The 25135-nt window shown below is 72.9% G+C and carries 18 protein-coding genes; 10 read left to right on the top strand and 8 right to left on the bottom strand.

The features are described from left to right. The first annotated feature begins 40 nt into the window (after positions 1-40). The 6 genes from ACFQSB_RS02090 to ACFQSB_RS02065 all read left to right on the top strand — a co-directional run bounded on the left by ACFQSB_RS02090 (position 41) and on the right by ACFQSB_RS02065 (position 6693). Positions 41-2596 carry an FtsK/SpoIIIE family DNA translocase gene (locus ACFQSB_RS02090; protein ID WP_380823948.1) on the top strand — a complete coding sequence of 852 codons (2556 nt, stop codon included), beginning with the start codon at positions 41-43 and terminating at the stop codon, positions 2594-2596. A gap of 99 nt (positions 2597-2695) precedes the next feature. Continuing rightward, entirely contained in the window at positions 2696-3439 is a 744-nt protein-coding gene (locus ACFQSB_RS02085) for a helix-turn-helix domain-containing protein (RefSeq protein WP_380823947.1), read from the top strand. Positions 3440-3565: 126 nt separating this feature from the next. Beyond that, positions 3566-4978, top strand: a complete 1413-nt coding sequence (gene rimO, locus ACFQSB_RS02080) for a 30S ribosomal protein S12 methylthiotransferase RimO (protein WP_354835186.1) — start codon at positions 3566-3568, stop codon at positions 4976-4978. Then, positions 4975-5580 carry a CDP-diacylglycerol--glycerol-3-phosphate 3-phosphatidyltransferase gene (gene pgsA, locus ACFQSB_RS02075; RefSeq protein WP_354915529.1) on the top strand — a complete coding sequence of 202 codons (606 nt, stop codon included), beginning with the start codon at positions 4975-4977 and terminating at the stop codon, positions 5578-5580. Before rimO ends, pgsA begins: the two co-directional genes overlap by 4 nt. Continuing rightward, positions 5577-6074: a CinA family protein gene (locus ACFQSB_RS02070; protein WP_380823946.1), complete on the top strand. Its 498-nt coding sequence runs from the start codon at positions 5577-5579 to the stop codon at positions 6072-6074. The genes pgsA and ACFQSB_RS02070 overlap by 4 nt, the downstream gene beginning before the upstream one ends. Before the next feature lie 253 nt (positions 6075-6327). Continuing rightward, the gene (locus ACFQSB_RS02065; RefSeq protein ID WP_354835180.1) at positions 6328-6693 is read left to right on the top strand and encodes a helix-turn-helix domain-containing protein; all 366 of its coding nucleotides are present in this window, start codon (positions 6328-6330) and stop codon (positions 6691-6693) included. A 91-nt stretch (positions 6694-6784) separates the two neighbouring features. Here the strand turns inward: ACFQSB_RS02065 and ACFQSB_RS02060 are convergent, their stop codons facing one another. Genes ACFQSB_RS02060 through ACFQSB_RS02050 form a run of 3 tightly spaced genes read right to left on the bottom strand, consistent with a single transcriptional unit; the run spans position 6785 to position 9933 of the window. Next, a complete protein-coding gene (locus tag ACFQSB_RS02060; protein WP_380823945.1) occupies positions 6785-7576 on the bottom strand; it encodes a DNA-formamidopyrimidine glycosylase family protein in 792 nt (263 codons plus the stop codon). 3 nt (positions 7577-7579) lie between these two features. Beyond that, positions 7580-8029, bottom strand: a complete 450-nt coding sequence (locus tag ACFQSB_RS02055) for an RrF2 family transcriptional regulator (protein WP_354835176.1) — start codon at positions 8027-8029, stop codon at positions 7580-7582. A 20-nt stretch (positions 8030-8049) separates the two neighbouring features. Next, positions 8050-9933, bottom strand: coding sequence for an endonuclease/exonuclease/phosphatase family protein (locus ACFQSB_RS02050; RefSeq protein ID WP_380823944.1), 1884 nt, complete (start codon positions 9931-9933; stop codon positions 8050-8052). Between the two features lie 246 nt (positions 9934-10179). Between ACFQSB_RS02050 and ACFQSB_RS02045 the strand changes: the two genes are divergently transcribed. Beyond that, complete coding sequence (locus tag ACFQSB_RS02045) at positions 10180-11358, top strand: ROK family transcriptional regulator (RefSeq protein ID WP_380823943.1); 1179 nt, start codon at positions 10180-10182, stop codon at positions 11356-11358. Positions 11359-11475: 117 nt separating this feature from the next. After that, on the top strand, positions 11476-13161 hold the full coding sequence (locus tag ACFQSB_RS02040; protein WP_380823942.1) for a PstS family phosphate ABC transporter substrate-binding protein: 1686 nt from the start codon (positions 11476-11478) through the stop codon (positions 13159-13161). A gap of 130 nt (positions 13162-13291) precedes the next feature. On the opposite strand, the gene ACFQSB_RS02035 is transcribed toward ACFQSB_RS02040, so the two are convergent. Genes ACFQSB_RS02035 through ACFQSB_RS02020 form a run of 4 tightly spaced genes read right to left on the bottom strand, consistent with a single transcriptional unit; the run spans position 13292 to position 18028 of the window. Then, the gene (locus tag ACFQSB_RS02035) at positions 13292-14773 is read right to left on the bottom strand and encodes a glycoside hydrolase family 3 protein (protein ID WP_380823941.1); all 1482 of its coding nucleotides are present in this window, start codon (positions 14771-14773) and stop codon (positions 13292-13294) included. A 47-nt stretch (positions 14774-14820) separates the two neighbouring features. Next, positions 14821-15672: a carbohydrate ABC transporter permease gene (locus ACFQSB_RS02030; protein ID WP_354835166.1), complete on the bottom strand. Its 852-nt coding sequence runs from the start codon at positions 15670-15672 to the stop codon at positions 14821-14823. Then, positions 15669-16685, bottom strand: a complete 1017-nt coding sequence (locus tag ACFQSB_RS02025; protein WP_380823940.1) for a carbohydrate ABC transporter permease — start codon at positions 16683-16685, stop codon at positions 15669-15671. The genes ACFQSB_RS02030 and ACFQSB_RS02025 overlap by 4 nt, the downstream gene beginning before the upstream one ends. A 2-nt stretch (positions 16686-16687) precedes the next feature. Further along, a complete protein-coding gene (locus ACFQSB_RS02020) occupies positions 16688-18028 on the bottom strand; it encodes an extracellular solute-binding protein (RefSeq protein ID WP_380823939.1) in 1341 nt (446 codons plus the stop codon). A 221-nt stretch (positions 18029-18249) separates the two neighbouring features. On the opposite strand from ACFQSB_RS02020, the gene ACFQSB_RS02015 reads away from it, so the two are divergent. Then, on the top strand, positions 18250-19446 hold the full coding sequence (locus ACFQSB_RS02015) for an ROK family transcriptional regulator (protein WP_380823938.1): 1197 nt from the start codon (positions 18250-18252) through the stop codon (positions 19444-19446). A 236-nt stretch (positions 19447-19682) separates the two neighbouring features. Continuing rightward, positions 19683-20348 (top strand): M15 family metallopeptidase, encoded by a 666-nt coding sequence (locus tag ACFQSB_RS02010; protein WP_380823937.1) that lies wholly within the window; start codon positions 19683-19685, stop codon positions 20346-20348. A gap of 11 nt (positions 20349-20359) precedes the next feature. Here the strand turns inward: ACFQSB_RS02010 and ACFQSB_RS02005 are convergent, their stop codons facing one another. Then, positions 20360-25105 (bottom strand): ATP-dependent helicase, encoded by a 4746-nt coding sequence (locus tag ACFQSB_RS02005; RefSeq protein ID WP_380824051.1) that lies wholly within the window; start codon positions 25103-25105, stop codon positions 20360-20362. Between the last annotated feature and the right edge of the window lie 30 nt (positions 25106-25135).

Raw genomic sequence — 25135 nt, 5'->3', positions numbered from 1 at the left:
CTCCCCGCAGCGCCGTCGTCCCATGCGTACCCTCGGTACCATGGCCACCCGTACGTCGAAAAGCACCCCGAAGGGGTCGGCGAAGCGGTCCACGTCATCGCGCCCGTCCTCCGCCAAGCGGCCCGCCGCCGCGCGGTCCGCGAGCGCGCGCGGAGGCGGGCGCCCGCCCGCCCGGCGTCCCGCCGCCCAGCAGCCCGACCCGATCGGCTGGGTCTTCCTGGCCATCGGCAAGCTGTTCGTCGGCGTGTGGCTGCTGTTCGCCAACGGCATCGGCACCGCCGCGCGGGCCTTCGGGCAGCAGGCGCGCGAACTGGACCCCGCCCACCGTCGCGACGGCCTCGGCCTGGCCGTGCTCGGCGGCGCCATCGTCCTGGCCGCCATGACGTGGCGCACCACCAAGGGCGCCGCGGCCACCGTGGTCGACGCCGTGCTGCGCGGCGCGGTCGGCTCGCTGGCCTGGTCGGTGCCCGTCCTGCTGGCGCTGGTCGCCTGGCGCCTGCTGCGTCACCCCGACCAGAACGCCGACACCGGCCGCATGATCATCGGCTGGACCGCCCTGCTGGCCGGCCTGCTCGGCATCATCCACGTCGCGCACGCCACGCCCTACCCCTCGGGCCCGGCCGCCACCGACGGCATGGACAAGGTGTCGGCCGCCGGAGGCATGGTCGGCTTCATCGTCTCGGCGCCTCCCGCGAGCATCCTGCCGGCCTTCATCACCATCCCCCTGCTCCTGCTGCTGTCCGGCTTCGGGGTCCTGGTGGTCACGGCGACGCCGGTGCACCGCGTGCCCGAGCGCCTGGCCGAGATCCAGCACATGCTGTTCCAGAAGGGCTCCGCCGGCCCCGAGGCCGCGCCGGGCGAGCGCCCCGCCCGGGCGCCCCGCGCCCCGCGCAAGAGCCGCACGCGGGGCTCCGGCAAGGACGGCGAGGCCGACGTCGAGGTCGGCGAGCACGTCAAGCCCTACGACACCCCGGTCATCGCGGACGGGGCCGGCAAGATGGCCGACCACTCGCCCGAGATCGTCCCCGGCCTGGTGGACGAGGAGCCCCCCGAGTCGCCCCGCCTGCCCGAGCCGCCCGAGCCCACCCCCGCCCCGCGCAAGGTGGAGCAGCTCGTCCTGTCGCCGCAGGCCGGCCCGTACGCCCTGCCCGACCTTCAGGTGCTGCGTTCCGGCACCCCGCCCAAGCCGCAGACCAAGGCCAACACCACCGTGGTCAACGCCCTCACCAGCGTGATGGAGCAGTTCGCCATCGACGCCCAGGTGATCGGCTTCACCCGCGGCCCGACGGTCACCCGGTACGAGATCGAGCTCGGCCCGGCGGTCAAGGTCGAGAAGGTCACCGCCCTCACCAAGAACATCGCCTACGCCGTGAAGTCGGCGGACGTGCGCATCCTGTCGCCGATCCCCGGCAAGTCGGCGATCGGCGTCGAGATCCCCAACACCGACAAGGACCTGGTCAGCCTCGGTGACGTGCTGCGCTCCCAGGTCGCCCAGGCCGACCACCACCCGATGATCGTCGGGCTGGGCAAGGACGTCGAGGGGCGCACCATAGTGGCCAACCTGGCCAAGATGCCCCACCTGCTCATCGCCGGCGCCACCGGCGCGGGCAAGTCGGTCTGCGTCAACGGGCTGATCTCCTCGGTGCTGATGCGCGCGACGCCCGACGAGGTGCGCATGGTGCTCGTCGACCCCAAGCGCGTCGAGCTCAACACCTACGAGGGCATCCCCCACCTGATCACCCCGATCATCACCAACCCGAAGAAGGCCGCCGAGGCCCTCGAATGGGTCGTGGGCGAGATGGACCGCCGCTACGACGACCTGGCCGCGAGCGGGTTCCGGCACGTCGACGAGTTCAACAAGGCCGTGCGCGCCGGCAAGCTCGTGCCGCCGCCCGGCAGCGAGCGCGTGTACCAGCCCTACCCCTACCTCCTGGTGATCATCGACGAGCTCGCCGACCTGATGATGGTCGCCCCGCGCGACGTGGAGGACTCCATCGTCCGCATCACCCAGCTCGCCCGCGCCGCCGGCATCCACCTGGTCATCGCCACCCAGCGCCCGTCGGTCGACGTGGTCACCGGCCTGATCAAGGCCAACGTGCCGTCCCGGCTGGCCTTCGCCACCTCCTCCCTGGCCGACTCCCGGGTCATCCTCGACCAGCCCGGCGCCGAGAAACTCGTCGGCCAGGGCGACGCGCTGTTCCTGCCGATGGGCGCCAGCAAGCCCATGCGCCTGCAGAACGCGTTCCTCTCCGAGAAGGAGATCAACGAGATCGTCGCCCACTGCAAGGCGCAGATGCAGGTGGAGTACCGCGACGACGTCGCCGCCGTGGCCAGCGCCAAGCGCGAGATCGACGAGGAGATCGGCGACGACCTCGACCTGCTCGTCCAGGCGGCCGAGCTGATCGTCTCCACCCAGTTCGGCTCCACCTCGATGCTCCAGCGCAAACTGCGGGTGGGCTTCGCCAAGGCCGGCCGCCTGATGGACCTGCTCGAGAGCCGGAACGTCGTCGGGCCGAGCGAAGGGTCCAAGGCCCGCGAAGTGATGGTGAAACCCGACGAACTGCCCGGCCTGCTCGCCGACTTGCGGGGAGAGTGACCCCTCCGCGACCGACCCCCTCGGTTACTGGTTGAATGTGAATGACTACGCATCGTCGGATTACGGGCGCGTAGCGCAGGTGCACGGCGAGGGGGACGTATGAGCATTGGAGTGACGCTGGCCGCGGCACGGAACGCGGCGGGGATGACGGTCGCTCAGCTGAGCGGCCGCACGCGGATAAGGGAGACGGTCATCTACGCCATCGAGCGGGACGACTTCTCGCTCTGTGGGGGCGACTTCTACGCCAGGGGTCACGTCCGCAACATCGCCAAGACGGTGGGGCTCGACCCCGACGCCGTGGTGCACCAATTCGACGAGGAACACGGCGGCGTCCCCCTCCCCGTGCGGGCCGCGGCCGTCTTCCAGGCCGAGAGCCAGATCAAGCTGCGTGAGCGCCGCAGCCCCAACTGGTCCACCGCGATGGCGATCGCGCTGGCCATCGTCGCGGTCTTCGGGGTCACCCGCGTCATGAGCCGGCCGGGCGAGAACCTCGCCACCGGCGCCGAGCTCAAGAACCCGCCCGCGCCCAAGCCCTCCGCCACGCTCAGGGCCTCCACCCACCCCAACGCGGCCCGACCGGCGAGCGACCTGGTGACGCTGCGGGTGAAGGCCAACAAGCCGTCCTGGGTGGAGGTCAGCGACGACAAGGGCAAGGCGATGTTCCGCGGCACCATGCGCGCGGGCGACTCCTCGACGTGGAAGACCCGCAAGCACATGAAGGTCACCATCGGCAACGCCGGCGGCGTCGACCTGGAGGTCAACGGCAAGCACCTCGGCGTGCCCGGCAAGCCCGGCGAGCTCGTGCGCAAGTCCTTCGGCCCCGAGGAACCGGGGTCGCGGTGACCGGCGCCGCCCGCCACGGACGCGCCCCGGGGTGAGGCCCCGGGGCGCCGCGCGCGACGGTCCGGCGGGGAAGTACGGGGGGAGTGCGTCACGCGGTGGCCAACTCCCGATACCGTAGAGCCCATCATGTCTTCCCGCCGAACCGCATCGCTGATCACACTGGGTTGCGCGCGCAACGAGGTCGACTCCGAGGAGCTCGCCGCGCGCATGGAGGCTGCCGGGTGGCGGCTCGACGACGGCGACCCCGACGTCGTCATCGTCAACACCTGCGGCTTCATCGACTCGGCGAAGAAGGACTCCATCGACACGCTGCTCGCGGCCGCCGACTCCGGCGCCAAGGTCGTCGCCGCGGGCTGCATGGCCGAGCGTTATGGCAAAGAGCTGGCCGAGGCGCTGCCCGAGGCCTCCGCCGTCATCTCCTTCGACGACTACACCGACATCGGGGCCCGGCTGGACGACGTGCTGTCCGGCCGACCGCTGGTGCCGCACAGCCCGCGCGACCGGCGCACGCTGCTGCCGATCTCGCCGGTGGAGCGGTCCGCGGGCGGGGCGCACGCCCACATCCCCGGCCACGGCGAGCTGCCCGAGGGCCTGGCCCCGGCCAGCGGCCCCCGGACGCTGCGCAAGCGGCTGTCCGGCGGCCCGGTGGCCTCGCTGAAGCTCGCCTCCGGCTGTGACCGCAGGTGCACGTTCTGCGCCATCCCGGCCTTCCGCGGCGCCTACGTCTCGCGCGGGCCCGAGGAGATCCTCGCCGAGGCGGCCTGGCTCGCCGGCGAGGGGGTGCGCGAGCTGGTGCTCGTCAGCGAGAACTCCACCTCCTACGGCAAGGATCTCGGCGACCTGCGCGCCCTGGAGAAGCTGCTGCCGCGGCTCGCGGCCACCGACGGCATCGAGCGGGTCCGGGTGAGCTATCTCCAGCCCGCCGAGCTGCGTCCCGGTCTCATCGAGGTGATCGCCGGCACGCCGGGCGTCGCCCCGTACTTCGACCTCTCCTTCCAGCACGCCAGCGGCCCGGTGCTGCGCCGCATGCGCCGCTTCGGCGACCCGCGGCGCTTCCTGGACCTGCTCCAGACCATTCGTGAGCTCGCCCCGGAGGCCGGTGTGCGCTCCAACTTCATCGTCGGCTTCCCCGGCGAGACCGAGGCCGAGTTCGGCGAGCTGGCCGGTTTCCTGGAGGAGGCCCGCCTGGACGTCATCGGCGTCTTCGGGTACTCCGACGAGGACGGCACCGAGGCCGCCAAGATGGGCGGCAAGCTCGACCAGGACACCGTGGACGAGCGGGTGGCGGCGCTCACCGAGCTGGCCGAGGAGCTCACCGCCCAGCGCGCCGAGGAGCGCATCGGCGCCGACATCGAGGTGCTGGTCGAGGACGACCTCGGCGATGGCGGGTACGAGGGCCGGGCCGCCCACCAGGGTCCCGAGGTGGACGGCTCGGTGACCGTCCAGGGCATCGGCCTCGCGCCCGGGCAGATCGTGCGGGCGACCGTCGTCGACGCCGAGGGGGTCGACCTGATCGCCCGCATCAAGGCCGGACCATGACGAACACGCCGGAGACCGGGACCGAGCCGGTGACCACGCCCGTGGTCCGGCGGGTCAGCCCGTGGAACATCGCCAACGTGCTCACCGTCCTCCGGCTGGTGGTCGTCCCCTTCTTCGTCGCCTGCATGCTCGTCGACGGGACGGGCTGGCGGTACGCGGCCCTGGTGGTGTTCCTGCTCGCCTCGCTGACCGACCAGCTCGACGGCTGGCTCGCCCGGCGGTACGGGCTGATCACCGACTTCGGCAAGATCGCCGACCCGATCGCCGACAAGGCGCTCATCGGGGCGGCGCTGGTCACGCTGTCGGCGGCGGGGGAGCTGCCCTGGTGGGTGACCTGCACCATCCTCGGCAGGGAGGTCGGCGTCACGGCGCTGCGGGTGGCGGTGATCCGCCACGGCGTCATCCCGGCCAGCTACGGCGGCAAGGTCAAGACGGTCCTGCAGATCGCGGCGATCGCGCTCTACATCCTGCCGGGGGTGCCGCAGTCGCTGAGGTGGGGGCTGATCGGCCTCGCCCTCGCGGTGACCGTGGTGACCGGGCTCGACTACGTCATCCGCGCCATGCGGCTGCGCAAGGTCGCGGAGAAGGCCCGCGGCGGGTGAGCGCCGGGCTCGCCGCCGAGGTGCTGGCCCTCCTGGTGCGCGGGCGGGCCACGGTGGCCGTGGCCGAGTCGCTGACCGCCGGGCTGATCGGCGCCACGCTCACCGTCCCGGGCGGAGCCTCCGCCGCGTTCCGCGGCGGCGTGATCGTCTACGCGACCGATCTGAAGGCGCGCCTGCTCGGCGTCCCCGAAGATCTCCTCGATCGGGAGGGTGCCGTCCATCCGGACGTCGCCGCGGCCATGGCGGCCGGCGTGCGGCGGGTGACCGGCTCGTCGTACGGGCTCGCGGTGACCGGAGTGGCCGGTCCGGACGAGCAGGACGGCCGGCCCGTGGGCACGGTCCATCTCGCCGTCGCCGGTCCGGATGGCGACATATGGCACCGAGACATACTTTTACCTGGTTCACGGGAAGACATCCGCAAAAGCACCGTTACGGAGGGTTTGGATCTCCTGAGAGGTGTGCTGGAGGCGTATGTGGGGGAACAATCAGGATGATTACCGCGTTACGTCACCAGCGAACATGCTCCCCATGGTCTGCCGCCCCGTTGGCCTATGCAGGTACGGTGGAGCTGTGAGTGAGGTTCGTGACCCATCGGTGAGGAGCAGGTCCGGCGTACGCCCGGCAAAGGGGCCGAGCGAACCAATGATGACGGCGAGGAGTATGTACGAAGGGCACCCGAAGAACGGGCGATACGAACCGACCGCGCGGAGCGCCGTGAAAGCTCCCGCGCCTGGGAGGGAGCGACAGATGGTCCTGCTGCGTCAGCTGCTCGGTGACGTACTGCGGCGGCTGCGGGTGCGGCAGGCGCGCACCTTGCGTGAGGTCTCCACGCTGGCACGTGTCTCCCTTGGCTACCTGTCCGAGGTTGAGCGTGGCCAGAAGGAGGCGTCGTCGGAGCTGCTCGCCTCGATTTGCGGCGCCCTGGGCGTTCCGCTGTCGCAGGTGCTCCGGGAGGTCTCCGACCAGTTCGCGCTGGCCGAGCTTCAACACGCACCCGTGCTGGCCGATGCGCCCGAGCACGAGCGTCTGCCCATGGCCGAGACCGTGTCCACCACGATCTCCGGTCCCGAGTTCGACGGCTTCCCCGAAGTCAAGGACATGGTCGCCGCGTAGGTCACGCCCGCAGCGTTCCCGTCCTGAAGTTCGGACCGTCACGCACTCCGCGTGATGGTCTGTGTCATCGCGCTGCCTGTGACCGGGCCCGCTAGCGGGGCTGGCACACCGGGCAGTAGAAGATCGCTCTTTCGTATGGCTGTGCCCCGAGCTCGTCGCCGATCACCTTGTTGCCGCAGCGAAGACAGGGCCGCCCGGCCCGGCCGTACGCCCACAGGCGCCGTCCTGGGCGTCTGTCGCCGGTGGTGACCGGACCGCCGGACTGGTTCTTTCCCGCGTCCATCAGCCGGTGGGCCAGCTCCATCATCCCCGCGAGGTCGTCCACCTCCCCGGCCGGCCGGTACGGCGAGACGCCTGACAGGAACAGCGTCTCGGCCCGCCAGATCGTGCCGATGCCCGCGACGTTGCGCTGATCGAGCAGCGCCTCCCCGATGGTCGTCCCCGGCCGCGCCGCGATGTTGCGCGCCGCCCGCGCCGCCTGCTCCTGGTCCCACTCCGGGTCGAGCAGATCGGGCCCCAGATGCCCGACCACCCGGTCTTCCTGGTCGGTGCGCAGCAGATCGACCATGCCGAGCCGGACCCCGACCGCCTGCCATCGCTCGTTGGCGAGGACCAGCCGGATCAGATGCCCGGCCCGCAGCGGCGCCCCCGCCCGCTCCACGCGCCAGCTTCCGTCCATGCGCAGGTGGGTGTGGACGGTGAGCCCGCCCTCGACCCTGGTCAGCAGGTGCTTGCCGCGGGAGGCGGTCGTGAGCACGGCGCGGCCGGTCAGGTCGGCGGTGGCGTGCCGGGGGACGCGGAAGTCCGAGCGGGTCAGCACCCGTCCGTCGAGGGCGGCCCGCAGCCTGGCCGCGGCCCGGTAGACGGCGTCGCCCTCGGGCATGGGTCAGTCCCAGGCGGCGGGGTCGGCCGCCAGTTCCATCACGCGTTCGGGCAGGGCGTCGGAGGCGATCTGGTCCAGCGTGACCTCCTCCAGGATGGCGCGCTCGCTTGCCCGCAGGGCGATCCACACCTGCTGGAGCGAACGGGCCGCGCCGCGGTAGCCGACGTGCTCGGGCCGCTCGCCCCGGACGTTGGCCAGGGGCCCGTCCACGGCGCGGATGACGTCGGCCAGGGTGATCTCGGAGGCGGGCCGGGCGAGGACGTAGCCGCCCTCGGGGCCGCGCTGGCCGCGGACCAGCCCGGCCCGGCGCATCTGGAGCAGGATGTTCTCCAGGTACTTCGGAGGCATTTCCTGTTCCTTGGCCAGCTCGCCCACCGTGGTGGGGCCGCTGCCGGAGGCGGCCAGCTCGGCGGCGGCGCGAAGGGCGTAGTCGACACGGGCGGAGAGACGCATGTTGTCGATTATCCCGCCTGCTAAACCCCGGTTACACGCAACCTGACCACGAGTGGCCGATGATCTGAGAATTCCACCCCCGGCGCCCGTGCCGCCGTGACCGCCAGCCCCGGTCCTACGAGCACGTGGTCGATGCGCTCGACAGGCGCGTCGGCGGGGGAGGTGAGCGGGTCGCCCAGGCCCGTGAGCGGGTCGGACAGGCCCGCAGCCGACAGCACGCGCATCGCAGGGTCGCCTGGCCTGGTGTTGAGGTCACCGGCCAGCAGGACCGGCCGGCCGCCTCCCAGGTCGCGGACGACGGCGGCCACCTCGGGCGCCTGGCCGGGCGGCGCCTGCAAATGGGTGCCCACGATTCCCACCTGCCTTCCCGCCACCTCGACGACGGCCGCCTGCGCCTGGGCGCCGGTCGGGTGGTCGTGCCGGCCCAGCGGATGCGAGACGACCTGCCGGACCGGCAGGTCGGTGATGATCGCGTCGCCCCACAGCGGGTCGGCGGCGGGGGCGAAGTGGTACCGCATGCCGAGCCCCCGCGCGATGCGCGCCAGGTCGTCGTGGCCGCCGTTGAGCAGCCATCCGCGGTCCACCTCGCTGAGCAGGACCACGTCGGGACGCTCGGCCCGGGCCCAGGCCGCGATGCGGTCCAGGTCCAGGGTGCCCTTCAACCCGAACCCCATCCGGATGTTGTAGGCGATCAGCGTGAACTCGCTCCGCGGAATGGGCCGTGTCTCCGGCAGGGGACGCCAGGTGAGCGCGGCGACGGCGGCCGCCGTGACCAGCGCCGCGACGACGACCGCCCGGGGCCGGGGGCGGGCGAGGTGCTGGACGGCCCGCCCGCGCGCCGCCGCGGCGGCGATCGCGGCCACCGTGCCGGCGAGCAGCACGGGGACCACGCCGTTGGGGAAGCCGAGGTCGGCGTCGTAGGCGGCGTAGTACAGGAAGACGGCGATCAGGAACACCAGCGCGCCGCCGAGCAGCGCGATCCCGCCGCGCCGGGCGGAGGCGGGCGAGGTGGCGGGCAGGGCCGCCATGCCCAGGCAGCCGCCGAGCGCGACCGCGGCGAACAGGGCGAACGGAAGCGCCGACGAGACGGCCAGCGCCGCGACCGCCGCCGGGAGCAGGACGACGACGACCCAGCGCCGGTAGGGCGGGCGCGCGGCGTAGGAGACCATGACGAACTGGGCGCAGACCAGCGCCGCCGCGACGACGGCGATGCGCCACGGGCCGCCCTGCTCGCCTCCGGGATGCTCGGCCAGCCCCAGCGTCGCCAGATACATGCCGTGCAGCGCCAGCGCGGGGCCGAAGGCGAACCACACCCCCGGTGGCGCGGGGTCGCCGGGCGCGGGCGCCGCCCACGCGAGCCGGAGGAAGGCGGCGCCGACGGCCAGGACGGGGAGCCAGGGCAGGACGCCGTCCCGCCAGACGAGGTCCACCTGGTCCAGCGCGAGGTGGGCGGTGGCCGAGGCGGCCATGCCGGCGGCCAGGCCGGCCGGGACGGTGCGGCGCGGCAGCCTCAGCGCGCATCCGTACAGGAAGACCAGGCCGAAGCCGACGCCGGCGCCGGCCAGGTAGAGCTGCGGCGCCCCGCCGTCGGCCGCCTGGAGCGCCAGCCGGTCGGCCACCAGCAGGGCCGCGCCGCCGAGCGCGACCGGCCGGGCTCCCCACCGCCGGGCGAGCGGCGCCGCGGCGAACGGCAGGAGGAACCACAGGGCCGCGAACAGGCCCATGCGCTCGGGGGGAGTGTCGCCCGCGCGGCCGAACAGCGTGATCAGCGACGGCAGCATCACCCGCAGCACGTCGGTGAGCAACACGACGCCGAGGGCGAGGACGACCATCGACCTGTGGTGCGCGGCGAGCGGGCGGAGCGGGATCCGGAAGGCGGGGGAGGTGTCGGTGGCGGCGCCCATGAATGCTCCTCAGAAAGACATGAGTGATCCTCGGGTCAATGCGGGGCCAAACGCAAGGCGTCCGGCGCGGCGAAGGCCGGGACGGCGGATGGCGGCGGGCGAACGGCGGAACGGGAGGTGCGGTGGCCTTTCGCGCGGGAACGCTGCCGCTAAACTGGCAGGAAGCTTTACTGAGTACTGGTTGTGTCACACCACGCGCGCGTTTTGTGATGAAACCAACGGGGACCGACGACAAGAAAGCCTGCGATGGAGCGACGTCCTGGCGTGCCCAGGTTGCTACGGGAGATCAACGACCGGGCCGCCCTGGAGCTGCTGCTCGCCTCCGGCCCGATGACCAGGGGCCAGATCGGGGAGATGACCGGCCTTTCCAAGGTCACCGCCTCCCAGACGCTGTCGCGGCTGGAAGATCGCGGCCTGGTCGAGGTGGTCGGGGAGCAGGCCGGTAACCGGGGGCCCAATGCCGCCCTTTACGGGGTGATTCCGTCGTCGGCCTATGTGGCCGGGCTCGATGTCGGCCCGGAAACGGTGACCACCGCCATCGCCGATATCAATGGCGAAATCGTGGCCGAGGCCGTCATTTCCCCCAATGGGCACGACGATCCGGTCGCGATGGTGCACAACGCGGTGGTGAAGGCCTGCCGCTCGGGCAAGGTCGCCCTTTCCCGCCTCAGGGCCATCGTGATCGGCACCCCCGGCGTGGTCGACCCGCGCTCGGGCGACGTCCGGTTCTCCTTCGACCTGCCGGGCTGGCACGAGGGCAGCCACCAGGCCCTGGCCCAGGACCTGCGGCGGCCGGTGTCCATTGAGAACGACGTGAACCTCGCGGCGATCGCCGAGCGCGCCGAGGGCGCCGCCAAGGGCGTGGACGACTTCGTGCTGCTGTGGGTCGAACGCGGCGTCGGCCTCGCCGTCGTCCTCGGTGGCCGGCTGCACCGGGGGCGTTCGGGCAGCGCGGGCGAGATCGGATACCTGCCGGTCCCCGGCGTGCCGCTGGCCGAGGACGTCAAGGCCGTCCCCGGCCGGATGCCCGCCCTGGCCGGCGGCCTGCACGCCCTGATCAGCGCCGAGGCCGTGGCCGAACTGGCCGGCCCGTACGGCTTCGCGGGCGGCTCGGCCGCCGACGCCGTCCACGCGGCCGTCGAGGGCGGGGACGCCGGGGCGCGGTTCCTGGACGAGCTGGCCCACCGGCTGGCCCTCGGAGTCGCCTCGGTGTGCGTGGTCCTGGACCCGGCCCTGGTCGTGCTCAACGGCGAGATCGGCCGGGCCGGCGGGGCCGCGCTGACCCACCGCGTGGAGGAGGCGGTGGCGCGCATCTGCCCGATCAGGCCCGAGGTGGTGGCGAGCGAGGTCAAGGGCCGCCCCGTGCTGCGCGGCGCCGTCCTGGCCGCCCTCGAACAGGCCCGCGAGGAGATCTTCGCCTCCTGATCCCGCGGCCGCCCCTTCATGTCCGCCGGCTGAATTCCCGATGAACTGATCCACCATGCGAGCCGCTGTCCCCGGCGGGCCGGGAGAATTGAACCGGTTTGGTGGGGAGGGAGTTCGGTGGCGGCCGTACTGGAGTGGCTGGCGCGCCTGGTCGGCTTCTTCGGCGGCGCCGGCCCGGTCATCTTCTCGATCGTCCTGCTGGTGGCCACCCCCTTCGTCGACCGGCTGCTCGTCCGGCGCAAGCGCGTGATCTTCCGGGTTCTGTACAACTCGAAGATCGGCGTGGGGCCCGAGACGCTGCACGACGGCGCCGACCCCGCCGCGCACGGGCCGCCCCAGCTGCGCCAGGTCGCCCGGCTGCTCGACCGGATGAGCATGGTCGTCATCCGCATCCGCAACGGCGGCACCTACGACATCGAACCCGAGGACTTCGAGCGCCCGCTGTCGTTCACCTTCGGCGGGCGCGTGGTGTGGAACGCCAGGATCTCCGAGGCGAGCACCCCGGAGCTGCGCGAGGAGCTCAGGAACGGCCTGCGCTTCTTCCCCGCCGAGGACAGCCGGCCGGCCCGGGACAACCTGCTCACCGTCCGGCAGCGGCTCGGCGAGCGCCTCACCCGCTGGGTGGTGCCCCAGAGCGGCCAGGACGTCGCCGAGCCCGGCTGGCACGGGGTGCGCATCGACGGGCTGTCGCTGAAGCGGGGGCAGAAGGCCAAGCTCGTCGTCGTCCTGCGGGAGCCCAACGGCCCGGAGGGCGAGATCACCAAGGTCGTCCGCACATCCGGCAAGATGCGCGACACCGGTCTGATCAAGGACGAGGGGGAGAGGCGGCGCGTCACTCTTCCACGGGTGAGCGGCGCGCTCGCCGGGGTGCTCACCGCCGTGCTGGTGCTCGGCCTGATGTCCCGGCCGGTCGACGGCACCGTGGCGTGCGCGGTCGGCGACCTGCGCGTCGAGGGGTCCAGCGTGTTCATGCCGGCGATGCGGGCGCTGGCGGAGGAGTACCGCAGCGCGTGCGGGGACGACGCGCGCGTCACCACCGAGGCCACCGGCTCGCTCGAAGGCGTCCGCGGCGTGATCGAGGCCGATCCGGCGCCGTCCCGGGGGCTGGTCGCGCTGTCGGACGGACGCAGCGACGAGACCGGCGGCGGGCTCCGGTCGTACAAGATCGCGATCGTCGTCTACCACGTGGTGGTGAACAGCGGCGTCGGGCTGTCCGCGGTGCGCGCCGCGGACCTGCGCAAGATCTACGACGGCACGTGGACCGACTGGAAGCAGGTGCCCGGCGCCGGCGGGAGGTCCCTGCCGATCCGCATCGTGGGGCGCGGGCAGAACTCCGGCACGCGGCAGTTGTTCGAGAGGCAGGTGCTCGGCCCGGGCACCGGCGAGGGCCTGCTGTCGTCCAACTCCTGCCTGGAGAAGGACCGCAACCCCGCCGCGCCGGTGATCCGCTGCGAGCGCGACGACAACGCCGAGATCATCCAGAAGATCAGCACGATCCCCGGGGCGATCGGCTACGCCGACGAGGTGTCGATCGCCGAGGCGCGCGGAGCGGGCAGCGTCACCGCGCTGACCCTGGACGGCCGGGCGTTCGCCTCCGCCACCGCGGCCAGACCGGGTGAGGGCTACCCCTTCTGGACCACCGAGTACCTGTACTTCCGCGGCCCGCTGGAGCCGGGATCGCTGAAGGCGTCCTTCGTCGAGTTCGTCCGCTCCCACGTCCGCGCGCAGGCCAGGCTCAGCGCCACGGGCTTCCAGCCCTGCACCGCCTCACCGGCCACCCGGGAACTGTGCGACCTGCGCTGACCCGCCGACCTGCGCTGTCCTCCCCTGACCCGCTGATCTGCCCTGACCCGCTGACCCGCTGACCCGCTGACCGCTGACCCGCTGACCTGCGCTGATCCGCTGACCTGCGCTGATCCGCGCCGCCCGGTCGTCAGGCGGTGAGGAGCTCGGCGGCGGCCTGGGCGTTGGCGCGGGCGGCCCCGTACGTCGCGAGGTAGGCGCCGGCCGTGGGACGCCAGATCGGCAGGCCCATCTCCACGACGATCGCGTCGGGACGCACGGCGAGCAGCTCCGAGACGATCTCCTGGCTGGCCCGGTGGCGGTGGGCGTCCTTGACCACGATCACCAGCGACCGGCCGCGGGCCCGTTCGAGCAGGCCGCTCGCGTCGGCCGCGTCCGGCTTGACCCGGGTGATCTCCGCCTCCGGCAGCCAGGGGGCGAAGCCCCAGGGCACGTCGCCGACGGCGATCGTGGGCGGGGTGTCCACCTCGACGACCAGCGGATCCACCAGCGGGGCGGCGGTGCCCGACAGCCGCACCGCCCGGCGGGCCGCGGTCAGGCCGATCACGTTGCCGTCCCTGGCCTCCTCGCGCGGCGCGCCGAACCAGCCGCGCAGCCGCGCGACGCGCTCGGCGGCCTCCTCCAGGCGGGCGAGCGGCAGGCGTCCGTCGCGCACGGCGGCCACGATCTCGTCCTTGATCGCCTCGATCTGCTCGCGCGTCGGCAGCGGCCCCAGGCACAGCAGGTCGGAGCCGGCGGCCAGCGACAGCACCGCGCCCCCGCCGAGCCCGACGCTCTCGGTGATCGCGTGCATGTCCAGGGCGTCGGAGATGACGACGCCGGTGTAACCGAGCTCACCCCTGAGCAGCTCGGTCAGCGCCGGGGCCGAGAGCGTGGCGGGCGCCGCGCCGGTGAGGAACGGGACCCGCACGTGCGCCGTCATGATCGACCGGGTGCCGGCCTCGATGGCGGCGCGGAACGGGACGAGTTCACGCTCCCACAACACCTCGCGCGAGACGTCCACCACGGGAACCTCCAGGTGGGAGTCCTGCCGGGTGGCGCCGTGGCCGGGGAAGTGCTTGACGCAGGCGGCCACGCCGGCGTCCTGCAGCCCGGCGACCGCCGCGACGGTGTGCCGCGCCACCAGAGCGGCGTCCGACCCGAACGACCGGGTGCCGATCACGGGATTGTCGTCGGCGGTGTTCACGTCCGCGTCGGGCGCCATGTCCAGGTTCACCCCGCAACGTGCGAGGTCGTCGCCGATCGACCGGTACACCCGGCGGGTCAGCTCGACGTCGTCCACGGCGCCCAGCGCCGCGTTGCCCGGGTACGGGCTTCCGACGTGGTAGGCGAGCCGCGTGACGTCGCCGCCCTCCTCGTCCAGGCTGATGACCGGGTCACCCGCCTCGCGCAGCCGCGCCGTGAGGCCCGCGAGCTGCTCGGCCCCCGCGACGTTGAAGCCGAACAGCGTCACCCCGCCGAGGCCGTCCTCCAGATCGCGCAGGATCCAGTCGGGGGCGGTGGTCCCGGGGAAGGCGGCCAGGAGCGTGCCGGCCGCCAGGCGGCGCAGCCCCCGGTCACCGCCGCCCACGGGAGACTCGCCCTGGGACGCGCCCGCGGAGAACTCAGACATGGCTGTACTCGACTCCTTCGTTGCGATAAATGGGCCGACTGTCGTCGTCAGCCTTTCACGGCGCCGGCGACCAGGCCCGAGACCATGCGCCGCTGCACCAGCAGGAAGAACGCGATGACCGGAATGGTCATCAGCGTCGAGGCGGCCATGATGCCGCCCCAGTCCGTCGAACGCTGGCTGGTGAAGAACCCCAGCGCCACGGGCATCGTGTAGGTGCCCTGATCGTTGATCAGCGTCAGCGCGAAGACGAACTCGTTCCACGCGGTGATGAACGAGAAGATGCTCGTCGCCACCAGGCCCGGCGCGACGAGCGGGAACAGCACCCTCCAGAAGGTGACGAAACGGCCCGCGCCGTCGATGGCGGCCGCCTCCTCCAGTTCCTTGGGCACCGCGGCCACGAACGTCCGCAGCATCCAGATCGCGAACGGCAGCGTGAAGCCCACGTTGACGACGATCAGGCCGAGAAGCTGGTCGTACAGGCCGAGCCGCTTGACCATCAGGAACAGCGGGATCAGCAGCGCCTCGCCCGGCACCATCTGCACGATCAGCAGCAGGATCAGGAAACTCGTGCGGAACCGGAACCGGAAACGCGCCACGGCGGTGGCGGCGAGCAGCGCGAACACCGATCCGACCAGCACGGTGCCGACCGCGACGACGGCGCTGTTCATCAGGTACCGCCACACCGAGTGCCCGGCGACGCCCCTGGTCAGCACCCGGGACACGTGCTCCATCGTCGGCGACAGCGGGAAGGGGATGAACCGCGTCGTGAAGATCTCGTCGTTGGGCTTGAACGCCGTCGCGACCATCCAGTACACGGGGAACACGGCGAACAGGAACACCGCGACGCCGGCCGCGTTCAGGGCGGCCGTCTTGAGGCGCCTGGCGGTGCGCGGGTTCATCGCACGTCCTCCGTTCTGACGATCTGGCGGACATAGATGGCGGTGATCAGCAGCATGATCACGGTGAGGATGACCGCGATGGCCGCGCCGAAGCCCATCTTGGGCGGCGCGCTGAACGCCTCGGTGTAGGCCCACAGCGACAGGTTGAAGGCGTCCCGGTTGGTCGTGCCGCCGGCCAGCACGTAGAGCTGGGTGAAGACCTTGAAGTCCCAGATGATCGACAGGACGAGCAGGACCGAGAACACCGGCCGCAGCAGCGGGAAGGTGATCTTCCAGAAGGTCGTCACCGGCGCCGATCCGTCCACCCGCGCCGCCTCGTACAGCTCCGAGGGGATGCTCTTGAGCCCCGCGAGCACCGACACGGCGATGAACGGGAACGACGCCCACACCACGGCGACGATCAGCACCAGGTAGATCGTCGAGGCGGAGTTGAGCCAGGGCTGGCCCGACCAGTCCGACCGCCCGAACACCAGGCTGGACAGCCCGTCGGGCAGCAGGTTCAGCGTCCAGTTCACCACGCCCGCGTCGGCGTCGAACAGCCACTTCCAGATGATCGCCGTGGCGGTGGGCGGGGTGGCCCAGGCCGCCATGATGCCCACGACGACGAAGGTGGACATCCTGCGGCCCAGCCGGTTCAGCAGCAGGCCGACCAGGGTGCCGAGCAGCAGCGTCAGCGCGACGGTGACCACGGCGAACACCACCGTGTTGCGCAGGGAGGTCCAGAACAGCTCCGACTGGAAGACCTGGGTGTAGTTGCCGGTCCCCACGAACTCGGCCGGCCGCGGGTTCGGGCGGATCTGCCGCAGTCCCACCTTGTGGAAGGACATCTCCACCATCTGGTACAGCGGGTAGAGCAGCAGGACCCCGATGACCAGCAGGCCGGGTAGCAGCAGCACGTAGGGGACCGCCCGGGCGGACAGCCGGCGCGGCCGGCGGGCGGGGCGGTGGGACGCGCGCCCCGCCGGGGCGGGAGGGGTGCCCCCGCCCCGGGCGATGGTCGAGGTCTGCGCCATCGTCACTGCTGCTGGTTGAGGATCGTCTCGAGTTCGGTGTTGGCGTCGCCGAGGGCCGTGTCGATGTTCTTCTTGCCCTCGATGACGGCCCGCGCCGCGTTCTGCAGCACGGCCTTGGTGTCGTTGGCCTGCGCCCAGTCGGGGTCGGCGGGGAAGCCCTTGGCCACCTTGAAGGTCTCGGCGAACGGCGCCTGCACCGGGTCACTGGCGTACTCGGCCAGGGCGTCGGGGTAGAGCGGGAGCAGGCCGCCCTCCTTGGCGTACCGGGTGCCGTACTCCTTGCCGGCGGCGAGCTTGAGGTACTCGGCGGCCAGCTCAGGGCTCTTGGCGTCCTTCCAGATGGCGATGTCGTTGCCGCCCTGGAACGCCGGCGCGGGGCCGCTGCCGTCCTTGTTCGGAAGCGAGAAGAAGGCCATCTGGTCGTCGCCGACCTTGCCCTTGCTCTGCTCCTTGATGGTGGCGATGTCCCAGCCGCCGGTGACGTACATGCCGACCTTGCCGGCGGCGAAGCGCTGGCTGATCTCCACGGAGTTCAGGTTGAGGCGGCCCTTGCCGGACACGCCGTCCTTGGCGACCAGGTCGGTGTAGAACTGGAAGCCCTCCTTGAAGCCGGGCTGGGTCAGCTTGCCGACCCACTTGCCGCCCTCGAAGGCCGCGAAGTCGCCGCCGGCCGACCAGACGAACGGCGAGAGCGACATGTTGGCGTCCGAGCCGCCGTTGAAGGCGAAGCCGTCGACGTCCTTGCCCTTCTTGGCGACGATCTTCTTGGCCGCCGCGACGAGGTCGTCCCAGGTCTTGGGCGTCTCGATGCCGAGGTCCTTGAACCAGTCCTTGCGGTAGAGGACGGCGCGGGTGCCGCCGCCCCAGGGAGCGGCGTAGACCTTGCCGTCGATGGTCTCGTAGCCCCACAGGTTCTGCGGGATCTGCTGGAAGTCGGGGCTGGACTTCACCACGTCGGAGATGTCGGCGAGGGCGTCCTCGGCGACCCAGGCGGCGACCTGGTCGTTGCCGAACTCGGTCACGTCCGGGCCCACGCCGCCGGCGAGCGCGGCGGTCCACTTCTTCTGCGCGTCGGGCCAGGGGATCCACTGGAGGTCGACGTCGGCGCCGGTCTGCTCCTTGAACTTCGCGTTCAGCTCCGACATGTACTTGTCCTGCACGTCGTTGGGGGCGCCGAGCCGCCAGACGGTCAGCTTCTGGCCGGCGAACGCCGGCCCTGAGGAGGCCGACGCCTGGGGCGCGGCGGCCTGGCCGGCGGGCTCGCCGCCGCCCCCGCAGGCGGCCACACCAATGGCGAGAGCGGCGGTGGTGGCCGTCGCGGTGGCGATCCTTGCGATGTTCACGTGTGGGTTCTCCCTTCCCGGCTTCGCGTCGGGCTCGCGCTCTTCGGAGCAGGGGCGCGCGGGGTGAACCGCACGCCACGGCGAAGGCGCCGTCCTCGCGCTCTGCGCTGCGACATCCCCAAGGCCCTGATCGCTTGCCCGCGGGGTGACTGCCGCTAAACTAACAAGAAACTTTCTTAAAAAAAACCCTGTTAGCGGATCGTGACGAGAGGGGCGGCCCCATGCCCAGACGACACCCCGGAACGCCGCGGCTGCTGCGCCGGCTCAACGACCGCGCGGCGCTGGAGCTCCTGCTCGCCCAGGGACCGCTCACCCGCGGCGAGCTGGGGGAGCACACCGGCCTGTCCAAGGTCACCTCCGGCCAGCTCCTGGCCCGGCTGGAGGAGCGCGGCCTGGTCGAGGTCTCCGGGCGGCGTCCCGGCGGCCGCGGGCCCAACGCCGCGCTGTACGCGGTCGTGCCCTCCAGCGCCTACGTCGCCGGGCTGGAGGTGCTGCCCGGCCAGGTCACCGCCGGCGTCGCCGACATCACCGGCGAGCTCATCGCCGAGGTCGCGGTGGACCCGCGCGAGACCGGCGAACCGGTCAAGACCGTGCACAGCGCCGTCGGCCGAGCCTGCGACGCGGCCGGCATCGCGCTCGGCAGGCTGCGGGCCCTGGTCATCGGGACGCGCGGCGTGGTCGACCCGCGCACCGGGGACGTGCGCTTCTCCTTCGACCTGCCCTCCTGGCACGCGGGCGTGCTCGCCGACCTGCGGGCGACCCTCGGGTCCTCGGTGACCATAGAGAACGACGTGAACCTGGTCGCGCTGGCCGAGCACGCGTACGGAGCAGCGCGCGGAGTCGAGGACTTCGTCCTGGTGTGGGCGGGTGTGGGGCAGGGGCTCGGCGTCATGCTCGGCGGGCGGCCGCACCGCGGGTCCACCGGCGGCGCGGGCGAGATCGGCTGGCTCCCCGTTCCCGGCGAACCGCTCCCCGTCAACGTCACAGAGCCGCAGTCCGGTTCCTTCCAGCGCCTGGTCGGCGCCGCCGCCATGGGCCGCCTGGCCGCCGCCCACGGCCTGCGTTCCGGGCCCGGCGCCGACAGGGTCCCCGCCGCCGACATGGTCCGCGCCGCCGTCGAGACCGGCAAGGACGGCTTCCTGGACGAGGTGGCCGAGCGGCTGGCCATCGGGGTCGCCGCCGTGACCGTCGTCCTGGACCCGGGACTGGTCGTGCTCAGCGGGGATGTGGGGAGGGCGGGCGGTCAGGCGCTCGCCGGGCGGGTCGAGAAGGCCGTCGCCCGCATCTGCCCGAGCCGGCCGAAGGTCGCGGTCACCGAGGTCGAGGGCAACCCGGTCCTGCGGGGCGCCCTGGCCGCCGCCCTGGACCAGGCCCGCGAGGAGGTCTTCTCCAGCACCGTCGACGGCATCCCGTACTGACGCCTCACCCCGGCCGCAGGGCCGTGCGGACGGTGTCGGCGGCATGTCCTGCTGACGCCTTGCGGCGGCCGCGGGCCCGGGCGAATCGAGGAGAACCCGGTGTCGGCGACATGCCGCACTGACGCCTTGGGGCGGCCGCGGGACCAGGTGGACCGAGGAGAAGCCGGTGCCGGCGGCATGCCGTAGAGACGTCTTCGCGGTGCGGGGTACCAGGTAAACAGGGTTAAAAGTCGGTTATGTCAGACTGGCTGGCCATGCGCAACATCGTGCTCATCTCTGACCCCCGCGTGACCTCCATCGCCGTCGAGGAGAACGGTGAGGCGCTGGCCGACGTGCGCGGCGTGCTCGGTGTCGACGGCAGGCTCGCCGACCCCGCCGGCGCCTACGCCCACCTGCGGGAGGGGCTGCTGCTGCGGCTTTCGGACGCCCAGCGGCAACTGCCCTACGGTTACCGGCTGCTCGTGGTCGAGGGATACCGGCCTCCGGTGCTGCAGCGGCGCTACTTCGAGCAGTACAAGGACGAACTGCGGGCGGCCTTCCCGGAGATGTCGCCGCAAGAGCTGCACGTGGCCGCCAGCCGGTACGTCTCGCCCATCGAGGTCGCCCCGCACACGGCGGGCGCGGCGGTCGACCTCACCCTCGCCACCGACGACGGCGCCGAGCTGGACATGGGCACCCCGGTCAACGCCAACCCCGAGCAGAGCGACGGCGCCTGCTACACCGACGCGCCCAACATCTCGGCCGCCGCGCGCGAGCACCGCAAGATCCTCGGCGCGGCCCTGGAGTCCGCCGGCCTGGTCAACTACCCCACCGAGTGGTGGCACTGGTCCTACGGCGACCGCTACTGGGCCATGACCACCAACACCCCCGCCGCCCTCTACGGCCCCCGCACCCTGACCTGAGCTCCTGCGCGTCAGGCGCGCAGACGGAGGCCGCGGGGGGTGGGGTGGAAGCCGGCGGTCTCCAGGGCGGCGGCGAGGGGGGAGTCGACGATCGCGGCGCCGTCGGCCTTCTCGACCGTGAGCTTGCCGAGCGCCCCGTCGCGGACGGCGAGCGCGAGGGCGTCCACCGCCGGCTGGAGGCGGTCGTCGTCGGCGAAGGACAGCAGGGTCCTGCCGCCGCGCTCGACGTAGACGATGAGGCGGCCGTCCACCAGCACCACCAGCGCCCCGGCCTTGCGACCGGGCTTGTGCGTGAGGTCTCCGGGATGCGCCGGCCACGGCAGCGCCGCCCCGTACGGGCAGGCCGGGTCGGTCGCCGCCAGCACCACCGCCCGCCGCCCGGCCGCCGAGGGCCCGGTCGCCGAGGGACCGAGGGTGAAGGGATCAGCGGCGGAGGGACCGGCGAGGGAAGACCCGGCGGCGGAGAAACCGGCGGCGAAGGGACCGGCGGCGGAGGCGCGCATGCGGTCGACGGCGCCGGGGAGGGCGAACTGGGCGCCGCCCAGACCCTCCACGAAGTAGCCGCGGCGGCAGCGGCCGGTCTCCTCGAAGGCGCGGAACACCGGGTAGACCCCGGCGAACCCACCGGTGAGGCGCTCGGCCGCCACCGCGCCCTTGGTCACCACGCCGTGCCGTTCGAGCAGCACCTCGGCCTGCGCGTGGGCGCGTTCGGTGGCGTCAGCAGAGGCCTCGGGCAGCAACCACCAGCGGCCGCTCACCGTCGGCGGCCCCGACCGGGTCGGCAGCACGGCCCTTCGCCTGCGCGCCGTCGTCGGCCGGTGCGCGGGCCGACCGGAGCCGAGCGCCGCGCGCAACGGCGCCAGCGTGTCGCCCGAGACGCGCCCGGACCACACCAGGTCCCACAGCGCGCCGGCGAGCGCGATGTCGTCGAGCGAGCCGGCCCGGGTGGACAGATCGCGGAAGAACAGCGCCCCACCGCCGCCCAGGGCGTCGAGGATCTTCTCGTGCAACGGGGTCATCGTGACCTCGGCCGGTGCGGGCAGCAGCAGCGGAGCGGTGTCGGCGAAGAACAGCGCCACCCAGCCGTCGCCGCCCGGAAGCGACCCCTGACCCGCCCACAGGACCTCCCCCGAGGCGGTCAGCTCGTCCAGCAGCGCCGGCTCGTAGCCCGGCACCCGGCTCGGCAGGACCAGCGTCTCCAGCGCGGACGCCGGCACCGCGGCGCCCTGCAGCCGCTCGATGGCGTGCACGAGGGCGTCCATGCCGCGCGCCGACCGGCCCTCGGTGATGCCGTGCCAGGCCGGGGAGAACGCGGCCAGCGCCTCGGGCGGGACGGGCTCGACCTCCTTGCGCAACCGGGCCAGCGACCTGCGCCGCAGCGACCGCAGCACACCCGCGTCGCACCACTCCTCACCCCAGCCGCCGGGCCGGAACTCGCCGGACACCACCCGGCCCGAGGACGCCAGCCGCCTGAGCGCGTCGGTCACGACGGCGACGCCCAGCCCGAAGCGGGTGGCGGCGGTGGCGGCGGCGAAGGGGCCGCGCGTGCGGGCGTGCCGGGCGAGCAGATCGCCGAGCGGGTCGGCCACGGGCTCCAGGAACACGTGGGGAAGGCCCATCGGCAGCGGCGCGCCGAGCGCGTCCCTGAGCCGGGCGGCGTCCTCGACGGCCGCCCACTGCTCGGCCCCGGCGACCCGGACGCGGATCGCCCGCCTGGCCGCCTCGAGGTCGGCCGCCCAGGCCGGGTCGCCGCCGCGCACGGCGATGTCCTCCGGGCGCAGCGGGCCGTGGGTGCGCAGCAGGTCGGCGAGGTCTTCGGCGTCGCGCAGCGGCCGGTCGAGCCGCGCCAGCTCGCGCTCGGTGTCTGCCACGACGTCGGGGTCGAGCAGCTCGCGCAGATCGGCCTCGCCGAGCAGTTCGGCGAGCAGGTGGGTGTCCAGGGCGAGCGCCTGCGCGCGCCGCTCGGCCAGCGGAGCGTCCCCTCCGTACATGAAGGCGCCGACGTAGGCGAACAGCAGCGAGGCCGCGAAGGGCGACGCCTGGGCGGTCTCGACCTCGACCACGCGCACCCGGCGGGCGGCGATGTCACGCATGAGCCGCACCAGCCCCGGCACGTCGAAGACGTCCTGCAGGCACTCGCGCATGGTCTCCAGCACCACCGGGAACGAGCCGTACCGGCTGGCGACCTTGAGCAGGTCGGCGGCCCGCTGGCGCTGCTGCCACAGGGGAGAGCGCCTGCCCGGGTTGCGCCGGGGCAGCAGCAGGGCGCGGCCGGCGCACTCGCGGAACCGGGAGGCGAACAGCGCCGAGCCGCCGAGCTCCTCGGTGACGATCTGCTCGATCTCGTCGGCGTCGAACACCGCGACGTCGGTGGGCGCGCCGTCGAGGGTGTCGGGGATGCGCAGGACGATGCCGTCGTCGGAGTGCAGGGCCTGCACGTCCACGTCGTAGCGCTCGCGCAGCCGCCTGCCGATGGCCAGCGCCCACGGCGCGTGGACCCGGGCGCCGAAGGGGCTGTGCACGACCACCCGCCAGTCGCCGAGCTCGTCGTGGAAGCGCTCGATCAGCAGGGTGCGGTCGTCGGGCACGTACCCGGTGGCCTCGCGCTGCTCGGCCAGGTAGGACAGCAGGTTGCCGGTGGCGAAGGCGTCCAGCCCGGCCTCCGCGAGCCGGTCGGCCTTGCCTTCGGACAGCTCGCGGGTGAAGGCGCCGAGGGCCCGGCCGAGCTCGGCGGGACGGCCCGGGGTGTCGCCGTGCCAGAACGGCAGCTTGCCCGGCTGGCCGGGCGCGGGGGACACCAGCACGCGATCGGCGGTGATGTCCTCGATGCGCCAGGACGTGGCGCCCAGCACGAAGACGTCGCCCACCCGGGACTCGTAGACCATCTCTTCGTCGAGCTCGCCGACCCGCCTGCCGCCCCGCCCGGTGTCGCCCCCGGCGAGGAAGACGCCGAACATGCCGCGGTCGGGGATGGTGCCGGCGTTGGTGACCGCCAGGCGCTGGGCTCCGGGGCGGCCGGTGACCCGGCCGGTCACGCGATCCCACACGATGCGCGGGCGCAGCTCGGCGAACTCTTCGCTGGGGTAGCGCCCGGCCAGCATGTCGAGGGTGGCCTCCAGCGCGGTCCTCGGCAGGGTGGCGTACGGGGCGGCCCGCCTGACCAGGCTCTCGAGCTCGTCGACGGTCCACTCGTCCAGCGCGCACATGGCCACGATGTGCTGGGCGAGCACGTCGAGGGGGTTGCGCGGGTAGCGCATCTCCTCGATCTCGCCGGACTTCATGCGCTCGGAGACGACGGCCGTCTGGAGCAGGTCGCCGCGGTACTTGGGGAAGATGACGCCCTTGGAGACGGCCCCCACCTGGTGACCGGCCCGGCCGATGCGCTGCAGGCCGCTGGCCACGCTCGGCGGCGCCTCCACGCACGCGACCAGGTCGACCGACCCCATGTCGATGCCCAGTTCGAGGCTGGAGGTGGCGACCACGGCCGGCAGGCGCCCGGACTTCAGGGCCTCCTCGATCTGGGCGCGCTCTTCTTTGGACACCGACCCGTGGTGGGCGCGGACGATCTCGGGCACCGCCCCGGAGGAGGCGCCGGCCTGAGCCATCATCGCCGCAGGCGTGGAGACCGACGCCGCAGGCGTGGAGACCGACGCCGCGGGCGTGGAGGTCGACGCCGCCGGCACCGGCGTGTCGGCGCCGCCCTCCGGTGGGGTGGTCCACAGGTCGTCAGGAGGGAAGGCCCCGGCCGGGCCCCCGTTCGACCGTTCGTAGGCGAGCTCGTTGAGCCGGGTGCACAGACGCTCGGCCAGGCGCCGGGAGTTGGCGAAGACGATGGTCGAGCGGTGCGCCCGGATGAGACCGAGCAGGTGCTCCTCGACGTGCGGCCAGATGGACCGCCGGGCCGCGGGCTCCAGCCAGGCCGTCTCGTCATCGGGGGGCGGGCCCTGCCGGGGGGCGGCGTCCAGCTCGGTCATGTCCTCCACGGGGACGACCACGTCGACCTCGATGACCTTCTCGGACGGCGGCTGGACGACCGTCGTCGGGCGCGAGCCCCCCAGGAACGTCGCCACCTCGCTCACGGGACGCACCGTGGCCGACAGGCCGATGCGCTGCGCCGGGCGGGCCAGCAGCGCGTCCAGCCGCTCGAGGGTCAGCGCGAGATGGACGCCCCGCTTGCCGGCCGCCACCGCGTGCACCTCGTCGACGATGACCGTCTCGACATCGCGCAGCGCCTCGCGGGCCTGGCTCGTCAGGATCAGATAGAGCGACTCGGGCGTGGTGATCAAAATGTCGGCCGGGGCGGCGGCGAAACGCCGGCGATCCTCGGCCGTGGTGTCGCCCGAGCGGATGGCCACCGAGATCTCGGGGGCGTGCAGCCCGAGGCGCCGCGCCGTCTGCTTGATGCCGGTGAGCGGGGCGCGCAGGTTGCGCTCGACGTCCACGGCCAGCGCCTTCAGCGGCGAGACGTACACCACCCGGCACCGCCGGGGAGCGCCTTTGTCGCGCGCGCGCCCGCGCGCGCCCTTCCCCCGGCCCGCGCCGCTCTGGCGGCCTTCACCGGCCGGGGCGCCCGTGCCGCTCTCGTGGCCCCCGCCGGCGTCATGATCGGAGCCGGCCGACATGCGGTCGGCGGCGAGGCGGTCGAGCGACCACAGGAACGCGGCGAGCGTCTTGCCCGACCCGGTGGGCGCGACGACCAGGGTGTTGTCGCCGCGCGCGATGGACCGCCACGCGCCCTCTTGGGCGGCCGTCGGCATGGCGAAGGCGTCGGTGAACCACTGCCGGGT

The sequence above is a fragment of the Sphaerisporangium rhizosphaerae genome, from assembly GCF_042665155.1.
Taxonomy (GTDB): Bacteria; Actinomycetota; Actinomycetes; order Streptosporangiales; family Streptosporangiaceae; genus Sphaerisporangium; species Sphaerisporangium rhizosphaerae.
Note: the sequence above shows the minus strand (reverse complement) of the source record. Positions and strands in the feature narration are given on the sequence as shown.